The following is a 10548-nucleotide window of genomic DNA, read 5'->3' on the forward strand; positions in this document are numbered from 1 at the left end:
CAATCATATGAAAAATTATATTCAAGACGGAAAATCTTTAGAGTTTACTGCGCCAACTGGTGGTGTGGTTTCAGGTAATTTGTACATTATTGGCTCGACTGTTGTTATTGCGTCTGTCTCCGCTGAAGAAGGTGAACGCTTTAACGGACGTACTGAAGGTGTATTCGAACTACCTAAAGTTGCGTCTGTCTCTGCTGGTGAAGGTGATGCGGCCAAGTGGTTAACATCTTCAAAATCTGTCAGTAGCGCCTCTGGTTCTAAAGTGGTCGGAGTGTTTGCTGTTCCAGCTATCGCGACTGAAACGACGTGTACTGTGAGACTTGTTCAAACAGTGGTGGCTTAAATGAGTTATCGGGATATTTTTGGTCTTATGGGGGAGCTAGTTAGCGAAGCTCTAGGGCATACTTGCGTGTATGTCACTACTAGCGGTGAAACCATCGAAAATGTCTCGATAACTATTAATACAGGTAAACCAGTTATCGATGAATACAACATTGTGAGAGGTTGTATTGTTGAAGCTGGTATCTTGATTACTGATGTACCTGAACCAAAAGAGGGAGACTCTTTTACTGATGACTTAGGCAGATCTTGGAAAGTTGACGGCTTAGTAAATGTTGTTACAGGTAAAACGTACGTTCATGTTGTGGAGCAATACCTATGACAGTGTACGACGCAAAAAGCCTAGATAAATTGATCGGTAAGATTAAGACCAAGCCTAAAACAGCAGATCGAGCAGCGGCTTTAGCCATCAATAAAACAGTCACTTTTTCTATTTCTGAAGCTGTAAGAGACATAACCACAGAAACGACCCTACAACCTAGTTACGTCAAAGGCCATATCAAAAGAGTCTCACGAGCAGCACCACACAACTTGAAAGCCGTCGTCGTTGCTAATACGCGTGAGACTCTTTTAACTCGATATCAATATCACAAGACAGAAGACGGAATCGCAGTCCGTATCAATCGGCGTGGTGGCTTTCAAAACATACCAAATGCGCGAGTGATGAAAACCCCCTTGAGAGGGTCTTTCAAAACGGGGATTGCCTTATCAAACAAACACGCTGTAGGCCATTTCAAGCAAGGGTTACATAAAGGGCGGGGACGTACCCCTGGCAAGTCTCGAAAGCTGCAAAAAATTATCCAGAAAGCACGTACTAAGCCCTATAAGGTTCAAGTACTGCATTCACGTTCAATCAATCAACTATTTGTTAGTGCAAGAGGGCGTATGCAACCAGCCGTTAAGTCGAAGTTACGCACTGAGTTTAAAAAGGATTTCAGGAGGCTTTCACGATGAACCAAATACCCGCAATACATGCAGTGATGCGAGAAATTGAAGACAAATTAACAGCTATACCGGGTGCTTACGTACGAACTGGTTTTGTACAACAACATATAAAAAACCTAATTAAAGACAAACAACTACCAGCGTTAGTACTTCAGCCGGGTAATGACTTACCGGCGCAAGCAATAAACGACGCAACAAAAATTAGTCGAGAGATTAATGTTGCAGCGTTGGTTGATACTCGTGACAAAGACACTGTGATTAGCCGTCTTGATGACCTGCTTTATCAGATGCGTTCAGCAATATATGTAGGTCATGAAGAAACCGCGAAAGCTAGTGTTGCGCTCGGCCCTGCAAAATTTGATTACCCCGATCCGGGTGAGCAAGTAGCCCTCGTTGAGACAGTTTTTACACTGAATTATCAAGAAAAATGGAGAGAAGAATGATAGCGGAACAAATTAAACCGATTGGTGATATCGCGATTTTAAAAGTTATCCCAAATGAACAAAAAATCGGGTCCATCGTTTTAGCTGGAAGTGCTGTAGAGAAATCAACACTGTGTGAAGTAATGGTCCCCAACGAAGTTAGTTACCACCGTAACGGCGAGCCTAAAACACCGTATTTGAAAGTTGGTGATGTTGTGCGCATTCCGAAAGGTAATGTCGGCACTGAAATGCCAGAAGCCCCAGACGGTGAAACCTGGTTAGCAATTCCTGATGATTGCATTTTATACATTGTCCCAGGGGGTGCACATGCCAGTTAAATCGAAACTAGTACAGGTGACTTTTTCATGCAACACCGAGTACAACGGCGTTGAATACACACCAGGTGATTCAGTGAATGTGTCACCTGAAATGAAAGCGCTTTTTGAAAAACATGGATTCATTGAAGGTGATGAAAATGCAGAAAACTAAAAATAGAAGCTTCCAAGGCCGAGGCTCTATATACGCTGAGGAAATTGGTGCTAATGAGGGGTTATTACCTTTAGGTAATTGCAACGGGTTAGAACTTTCTATCAGTGAAGAATCTCAAGATATGATTGATTTTGAAAATCCAGGTGGTGGTGTTTTAGATACTGTTTCTCGTGTTAATCAGATATCTGCAAGTATTACATCCACAAGTTTTTCACCTCGCAATATCGCGATTGCGTTGCGTGGCTTAGTAAATACTGTGAGCGGTGTTGCAGTAGCTGCGGAGGAACATACTGTAAAACTTGATGCGTTCACACCTTTTAAGAAAATCCCGGATAAATCGAAGACAATCACTGTTACAGATAGTGCAGGAACTAAAACATATGTTGAAGGTACTGACTACAAAGTACGTAACAGCGGTTTGATTGCTTTATCTAGCGGTTCGATTACAAGTGATTCGATAATAAAAGTAACTTACGAGTCGATGACTACTCATAACATTCAGGGTATTACGCAGCAAGGAAAAGAATATCGCATTATCTTCGACGGGTTAAACGAAGCCGACACAAATAAACCGGTACGTTTAACATTCTTGCGTATTCGTTTTAGCCCTGCCGATGCACTTAGTTTTATTAGCGAAGATTTTTCGAGTGTCCCACTAAATTTAAATGTTATGAAAGACGAATCAGTAATAGATACTGGTGAATCACAATACATCAAGATTGAACAAGCGGCTTAATCCCAACTGTTGGCCGTTAGCGCGGCCTTTTTAGAGGTCTTTCAATGAGTAATAACGAACATAATCAGGAAATTGTACAGCTAGTCATTGACGCTAAGAACTTATCTAGTGATGAGTTGACAGAAGCGGCTGAGCAACTACTTGGTTTAAGTAAAACTGCATTGAAAGCAGAAAGAGCACTTACTGATATTGAAGTAAAACAAGGTGCTTTAGATTCATATAAACAACTAAAAGAACAGTTAAACACTACTCGCCAAGCGGTTGCAAAAGCCGAGGTTGATTTTAAAAAATTATCGTCATCAGTTAATAAAAACAAGAATGCCACTGATGAACAAAAGCAGTCAGTCGAGCTCGCTAAAATTCAGATTAAGCAGCAAAGAAAAGAACTTACAGACCTTCAAAGAACTTACGACACATCATTAAAAGATATAAAAGCTTTTGGTGCACATAGCCGTAACTTGGTTCAAGTTTCTGAGCAATTAGCTGAAGCTCACAAGGAACAAGCTACAGAGGTGCAGCGTTTAAATGCTGAATTAGCTAAGCAGACCAACACTGTTAACCAGCGAATAGAATCCGAAAAGCGCCGTTTAAATGTTACGGGCGAGCTCAACGAAGAAACACAAAAGCGTATTGAATTAGAGCGTCAAGAGGCTGAGCAAGCTAAACAAAATGAGTTGGCAGCGCGAACTTTGAGTATGTCTCTCAAGCAATATGAGAAACGCCTAGAAGAATTAAATAGAGACAAGAAAAACGGCGTCATCAGCACTGGTGATTACATCAGGAAAGAGGCTGAGCTTAAATTACAATTGGGTTTAACATCAGCACAAGTTGCTGTGTCAAAACAAGCAATTGAAGCTGATAGTAATGCTAAGACCAAAGCCAGTAAATCAACTGACTCATTGACACACGCGACACGTCGCCTCGCACAGATTTATACAGTATTGATAGCTGCGCAGTCAGCGATTGAAGTCGTAAGGCAAACAACAACGGCTTACGGTGAGTCAGAAGCAGCAATCACTAAAGTTGAGAAAACGACAGGACAGGCCCGAGAAGTAATCGCAGAAATGCATAAAGAGCTTGCTGTGTTGGCACAGGAAATTATGCCGACTAGTACAAATGAGCTAGCGCGCTTTGCAGAGATAGCTGGTCAATTAGGTGTCAAATCAACTTCAGATTTAATGAACTTGGTCGCAGCCGCCGACGCGTTGAATGTTTCTACGAATTTAGCGGGTGATGATGCGGCTACCTTATTGTCTCGCATATTATCGATGACCGGTGAGGGCATACCGGAAATTAATAACCTGGCATCTTCTGTTGTGGCACTTGGTAACAACTTTGCCATTGCTGAAGATGAGATCGCATTCATGACAAAGGAGATTGTCACCGGTACTAGTGCGATCAACGTAGGAAGTGCGGCAGCGGCTGCATTTGGTACAGTGCTCAAAGAGTCAGGACAACAAGCTGAACGTTCGCGCTCAGGCTTTACACGACTTTCTCAGTCGATTTTGCAAGCGTCACAACGTGGCGGCGCTGATCTTGAAAGGTTGCAGACGCTAACTGGTTTAACAGCAGATGAAATCGAGAAGAACTTAGGGGAGAGACCAGAGGAAGTTTTATTTAAGCTGGTTAAAGGGTTTTCTGAAGCTAAGGGGGAAGGGGTTTTACTCTCCAACATTTTGAGAGATATGAGAATTGACTCTCAAGAAACCTTAGAAGTGTTTGAAGTGTTATCGAATAAAGTGACACGTCTTCGTTATGCAATCGACCTCTCGAACAAAGCTTACATCGAACAAACCGCGCACTTTGAAGAAGCGGCAAAAACTTACGCCAATCAAGAATCCCAAATAGCTAGATTAGTAAATCAGTTCGGTAGTTTGAAGCGTTCAGCAGGTGAAGCGTTCAGCGACGAACTAGATTCAAGTATCAGAACCACATCAGAGCTACTTAAAGCACTTGATGATGTTTCGGTTTTATTGATGAACGAATTAGGTAATTTAACAACCGGTTTTGGTGAGTTGTTCGATTCTATAGGCCTTGTTTCTGAGGTTACTGAAGATTTTACTAGTAAAGCGTTAGGGTCCACTTTAACTGTTGCGCTTGCAAATGTACGAAACTTGTTTAATACCTTAACGATAACAGTTAAAGGGTTTGGCTTAGCACTCAATGAAATAAAGCTGTACTTGGCTGAGTTATCAGGAGAAAGCGACGAACATCTAAACAAAATACGTGAAACAAGTCGGAAACTTGCGCTATCAATAGAGCAAGATACCAAAGACATTGAATCTGGTTTTAAACGCATATTCAATGAGTCAAGCGCAGCATACGAAGACTTCATAAGTACTTATGAAAAATACCAAAACTCCTCAAGCCAACTAGGTGAAAACCAACTTAAGCAGCTTCAAACACTAGTAAGTGCAAACAAGTATGTGAAGGAGCACGAGCAGTCTTATGTCGAACTAACCGCTGCATTAGTCCGTGCTAATCGAGAAACAGAAATCCGCGATAGGATGATAGCTGAGCAGGTTAAGCGCGATGAAGCACGAGCACAGGTAGAGCGCGAGGAAATTCAACGGACTAAAGAACTTCAAGCACAAGCTGAAAAGTTAAACCTTACGCGCAAAGAACTAGTAACGGAGAATGAAAAGCTTAGTCAGTCTTATGCTGATGGCAAAATTTCTGTTTCAGAATATGAGGAAACTCTCACACTATTAAGTTTTGCAGAGGGTAAGTTAGTCGAACAAGAAAGAGAGCTTGCTTTAAGTAAACAACTTTCAGTTGCTGAAAATACAAACCTGAGTGAATCAGTGCGAGAGTTAAAGCTTGCTGAGATTGATTTAGAAAGCGCTTTAAATGAGCTTGATTTACAGCTCAATAAGAACATTAAGTCTGATAGTGAAAAGCTACAGCTAACATTGCAGCGCATTGATGCTGAACGTCAATTAGCTCTGGTTAAAGAACGTCTACGAATTCAGAGTGAACTAGAGTCGAAAACAAGCCTTGAACTACAGCTCATACAAGAAAAAAACACGACAGCAATTGAACGACTCACATCACGTTACAAAAGCGGCACTATTACTTTTGGTGAGTATCAACGAGAACTAGATAGACTCAAAATCACACAGTCGTTTTTGACTGATGCTGTGATAACAGAAACACGTGTCAAGCAAGAGAATACTCAAGCAACAGCTAGTGCTTCAGCGGTAGAGAGTCAATATTCAGCAGCAAAAGAAAAATCTACACAATCTGTAAAAAATAGCATTCGTTGGAATCGGGAAAGTACCAAGGCGATAGCCGCTCATGGTCGAGCTGTTGCTAGTGCTGCACGTCATGTCTCGTTGTTCGCAAGTGCTCATGAGCATTTAAATAAACAATTTAGTTTCAGCGGACAAAGTACAGCAGACCTGCGGAAACGATACGATGAATTAGAGGATTCTATAGCTTCGAACAATCGCGTTACTAGCTCGTGGTGGCGTGACCTGGCACAACAAAGTAATGTCGCTTTTGAACGTGAAAAAGACATCATTAGCCAAACATTACACATGCGTCAATGGACCGAACAAGTTCAATCCGGTAGCACTTCACTAGAACAATTAAACAAATATGCAAATAGCGCGAAGGTTGCTTTTAGAGATTTGGGACACTCTGAATTAACCGGATTTCTCAACCAGATTGAGCAAGCCAAGGCTGCACTTCAAGAAACAAAATCACTATCAAATGAATTAAGTGTTAGTACAAACACAACACAAGAAATCATTAGGGAAGTACCAAGCGAAACAGTTGTTATCAGGCTTGAAAGTGGTGGGCAATCTGCAACAGCTCAAGCTAACAGACAAGAAATAAACAGAATCATTAATGTTCTACGTCAAGCGGGGTTAAACATCGCGTGAAGAATACACTTGAAAACATCACTTTACCTAGCCTTGGTTTTGACTCATTTGGATACAGCCCGGTTGCTCAAAAAAACTCACAGTCAATCACAGGTCGAGCAATCATTCAACGTGGTCAAATGCTCGATGGTCGTCCAATTACGTTAGAAGGTGCACGTAACAGAAGTTGGATAACGCGAGAGACCGCCAATCAGCTTTCAGAACTTCGCATTAAATTTGAACCGCTAACACTCATATTTAACGGGCAAACATACAAGGTTAAATTCGACCTAGCTCAAGCTGATCACTTGGTTATAAATCACGTTATGGGTGAGCAACTTTATTTAGAAAAGATTAAGTTAATCGAGGTACTAAATTAATGAGTATTTACAAAGGAGACATAAAGTTCAAACGCTCGCAGAGAATGGACAACACTGATAATGGTGGCGGTAGAATAACCGGTAATGTCATTTTAGACGGTGAGCAGAACGGAATTTTTGAGGACATATCAGACTTAGATCGTGCGTATGGCTCAGTTGATTTAATGAAAGTCTACGCTCATATCGATACGCCATCAGTAGAAAAATACTTCGGTGCTAACTTTGGCTTGATTGTACCACCTTCGGATCCGAGTGTTTCAGTCACTTTAATGAGTACACGAGATCATTATGACGTCCGTAGTGATGCACGTAATGTTGTTGAAAGTTACCTGGCACAGTCTAGTGAATGGCCGGGCTCATTGCTTGGTGTTCAGCTTTTAGGTCAACGCGCTATACGTATTGTACAACGTGAAGACATACGCGATCCTGAAGTTGGTGAAGTCTTAGTGTTAACGGAGGGATTGAATCAACAGTATGTCAGGGTTGTAGATAGTACATCCGAGGTGCGTAGTTTCTCAGTTATGTTAAGCGGTTCATTGCATGAGTTTACGCGCAAAGTTGTTATGTGTGAGATAAGCGAACCACTTCGTTATAAATTCACCGGCGGCGACCCTTCACCAACTGATTTCAATGATACACCATGCGTAATCAATGAAACGATTGTTGCAAATGCAGCGAAATACTATAGCACGTCAGAACTTAATCAGGACGCAACACTTGGTTCAATGACTGTGAACGTTAACAGCATTTTTGCGCAATTGGTGCCGTCTTCGCGTACAGAAACACCGATAGTTGATGTCAATGCGATAGGTCAAATCAACACAATTGTATCTGGGACTAATCACGTTACATTCAACACTAATTTACTCTTGACGTCGTTACACTTTGGCAGTGCAGTTACACCAAGTAGCGTTAAGATAGTAGTTGGAAATGCTACCGTCACTGACAATAACAGTGAAATGGTGATAGGGGATTTAGTCGTTGGTTTCATCGATTATCAAAATGGCATTGCTCAATTTAATAATTCACTTCCTGATTTTGGCACACAGCAAAAAACAGTAACTTATACACCAGCTTCAGTTAATCAAGTGTCCACGTTTTCTGACGCTTATGAAATCACAGCACAAAATAGAGGCTATACGTACGTCAAGAGCCTTGAACCGATACCTAACCCAAGTACATTACAAGTGAGCTATTTAGCGCAAGGTAAGTGGTACACGCTTAAAGACAACGGCTCAGGTATCCTTGTGAGTTCTAACGCTGGCGTGGGGCAAGTTGATTTTGCGACTGGTACGGCTCAATTAACGCTAGCTGTTCAACCTGATGTTGGTAGTTCAATCATCTATCAGTGGGGCACAGAGGTTGCGAGCATAGACAGGTCAGGAGCTGTCGCAAAACCTTGGTTCAAACATACGTTAACCAGTGGCAAAAACATCATTAAAGATTCTGTATCTGTAACGTGGGACACGTTCTCAATCAATGAGACTTCAGGTGACGGTGTGTTAGAGGTGGACCACTCTACCGGGGAAATAAAGTTTTTACCCTCTGTTATTCCTGATTCAGCATCCTACACCATTAATTATAGTGAAGCGGGCGATCTGTCTACGTCAGAATTTAACCCTGTGATATCGGGTGCAAATTACAAAATTGAGGTGCCAGGCGGTGTTGAGCCCAAAACTCTAAGTTTTAATCTGACAGCAAATACAAAAAATATAAGAGTGCGTGTTAGTAGTCAGACATATAAAGAGTTCGAAACTACGTCTACTGTCATTGTAAAAGATGACGGTATTGGGAACTTAGTTAATAATTCAGGTGTTCATATTGGCACCGTAAATTACATGTCTGGTGTTGTTTTACTCAATCGAGAATTTCAATCTGTAGTTTCTTATAGTCACATTTATCGTAATCGAGTTCACCGCACTTCCAGTCAGTTAGTTGATGTAACGTTACCGGTTTTAACAACATTATCTGTAACTAGCGGCGTAGGCTCTGCGGGTGGTGCACAATCAGTGTTATTCGCGCCGTCTCATTTAGAGTTGGAAATCGAAAAATCGTTACAAGAAAGATTCATCGTTGGTTCTCTTGTATTTGAATTCGCGGGGAAACGATACGTTGAACGGCTAGGTAGCTTATACGAGTTAACCTATTCAAATACTGGTGTTCTGGGGGCACCGCTTGGGACTGTTGAGTCTATAAATGGTGTTGTCAAAATTAACTCTTGGAACTCACAAGCTAGTAACTGCCAAGTCATATCATTGACTACAACCATCGACCATACACACTTAGACGGTAATGTAATTTTTCGCACACCTGGTGCACCAATTGCACCACAATCACTGACAGTTCAAGTGCTGGATAACACAGGTACGTTGCAAACAGCCACGGCAAACGCATCAGGTTTAATTGTTCATAGTTATATCTCTGGTCGCATAGACTCCCAGACTGGCGTAATCACACTGACATTTGCAGAAGCTACCGACGTAAAAACACTACGCTATTCATGTGTGACATACAATCACTTACCACTTGATGCGGATATCATAGGGCTTGATCCAGTACGTTTGCCTAGTGATGGTCGAGTCCCTGTGTTCACAAAGGGTGACACTGTTTTAGTGCATCAAACAGAGCGAAAAACATTTCAAGCGACGGCGGGGCAGACGCTAAATGTAGGTCAAGTAAGGCTAGCTGATTTAAAAGTATTAGAGCTGGTTGACGCTGATTACACGCGAGATTTGGACGCTGGAACTGTCACTCTAGGTGCGTCTGTCGCTGATGGTACATACACTGTCGAACATCGCTTTGAAGATATGACACTTGCTATTGATGTCGCAATCACTGGTGATATAAGACTCGGTAAGCAATTAAGCCACAGTTACACAGCGGGTGTGGCTAAAGTTAGCAGCCTTTTAATTGCTAACGATATGTGGTCCCGCTACGACAATCTATATGACCAACAAACATGGACTAACGAATGGTCAGATACATTAATCGGCGATCCGTCTAATGTAGAGTTCAATGACGTAGACTATCCGATCACTTTAACGAATGCTGGTGCAGTTACTGAACGTTGGGCAATCGTTTTTACATCAAATATCAATTTTAAACTTATCGGTGAACATGTCGGTTTAATTGCTGTAGGTAACGTAAACGAAGACTTTTCACCGATCAATCCAAACACTAACACACCATATTTAACAATCCCTAAACTCGGATGGGGTCAAGGGTGGGTTAACGGCAATGTACTACGTCTAAACACCCATGGCGCAATCTTTCCGATTTGGCTAATTAGAACAGTCTTACAAAATGACGCGGTTGTAATCGACGATGCGTTTACTTTGACTGCACGCGGCAATACAAACAAGGAGCAATAA

General features: G+C 41.8%; 10 protein-coding genes. All 10 read left to right on the plus strand.

The window, feature by feature from the left end; translation table 11 throughout:
* Positions 1 to 7 precede the first annotated feature (7 nt).
* The 10 genes from J8M00_RS21035 to J8M00_RS21080 are packed head-to-tail and all read left to right on the plus strand — an operon-like array spanning position 8 to position 10548.
* Entirely contained in the window at positions 8 to 343 is a 336-nt protein-coding gene (locus J8M00_RS21035; protein WP_211012436.1) for a capsid cement protein, read from the plus strand.
* Positions 344 to 661 (plus strand): hypothetical protein, encoded by a 318-nt coding sequence (locus J8M00_RS21040; RefSeq protein ID WP_211012437.1) that lies wholly within the window; start codon positions 344 to 346, stop codon positions 659 to 661. It abuts the gene before it with no gap.
* Positions 658 to 1293 (plus strand): hypothetical protein, encoded by a 636-nt coding sequence (locus tag J8M00_RS21045; protein WP_211012438.1) that lies wholly within the window; start codon positions 658 to 660, stop codon positions 1291 to 1293. Before J8M00_RS21040 ends, J8M00_RS21045 begins: the two co-directional genes overlap by 4 nt.
* Positions 1290 to 1727, plus strand: a complete 438-nt coding sequence (locus J8M00_RS21050) for a hypothetical protein (RefSeq protein WP_211012439.1) — start codon at positions 1290 to 1292, stop codon at positions 1725 to 1727. Before J8M00_RS21045 ends, J8M00_RS21050 begins: the two co-directional genes overlap by 4 nt.
* Positions 1724 to 2044 (plus strand): co-chaperone GroES, encoded by a 321-nt coding sequence (locus J8M00_RS21055; RefSeq protein ID WP_211012440.1) that lies wholly within the window; start codon positions 1724 to 1726, stop codon positions 2042 to 2044. Before J8M00_RS21050 ends, J8M00_RS21055 begins: the two co-directional genes overlap by 4 nt.
* Positions 2034 to 2195, plus strand: coding sequence for a hypothetical protein (locus tag J8M00_RS21060; protein WP_211012441.1), 162 nt, complete (start codon positions 2034 to 2036; stop codon positions 2193 to 2195). Before J8M00_RS21055 ends, J8M00_RS21060 begins: the two co-directional genes overlap by 11 nt.
* Positions 2182 to 2931 (plus strand): hypothetical protein, encoded by a 750-nt coding sequence (locus tag J8M00_RS21065; RefSeq protein ID WP_211012442.1) that lies wholly within the window; start codon positions 2182 to 2184, stop codon positions 2929 to 2931. The genes J8M00_RS21060 and J8M00_RS21065 overlap by 14 nt, the downstream gene beginning before the upstream one ends.
* Positions 2932 to 2975: 44 nt before the next feature.
* Positions 2976 to 6818 (plus strand): phage tail tape measure protein, encoded by a 3843-nt coding sequence (locus tag J8M00_RS21070; protein ID WP_211012443.1) that lies wholly within the window; start codon positions 2976 to 2978, stop codon positions 6816 to 6818.
* Positions 6815 to 7177, plus strand: coding sequence for a hypothetical protein (locus tag J8M00_RS21075; RefSeq protein ID WP_211012444.1), 363 nt, complete (start codon positions 6815 to 6817; stop codon positions 7175 to 7177). The genes J8M00_RS21070 and J8M00_RS21075 overlap by 4 nt, the downstream gene beginning before the upstream one ends.
* A complete protein-coding gene (locus J8M00_RS21080) occupies positions 7177 to 10548 on the plus strand; it encodes a hypothetical protein (protein WP_211012445.1) in 3372 nt (1123 codons plus the stop codon). Before J8M00_RS21075 ends, J8M00_RS21080 begins: the two co-directional genes overlap by 1 nt.

Origin of the sequence: Pseudoalteromonas luteoviolacea, from assembly GCF_018100925.1 — a bacterium.
Classification (GTDB): Bacteria; Pseudomonadota; Gammaproteobacteria; order Enterobacterales; family Alteromonadaceae; genus Pseudoalteromonas; species Pseudoalteromonas obscura.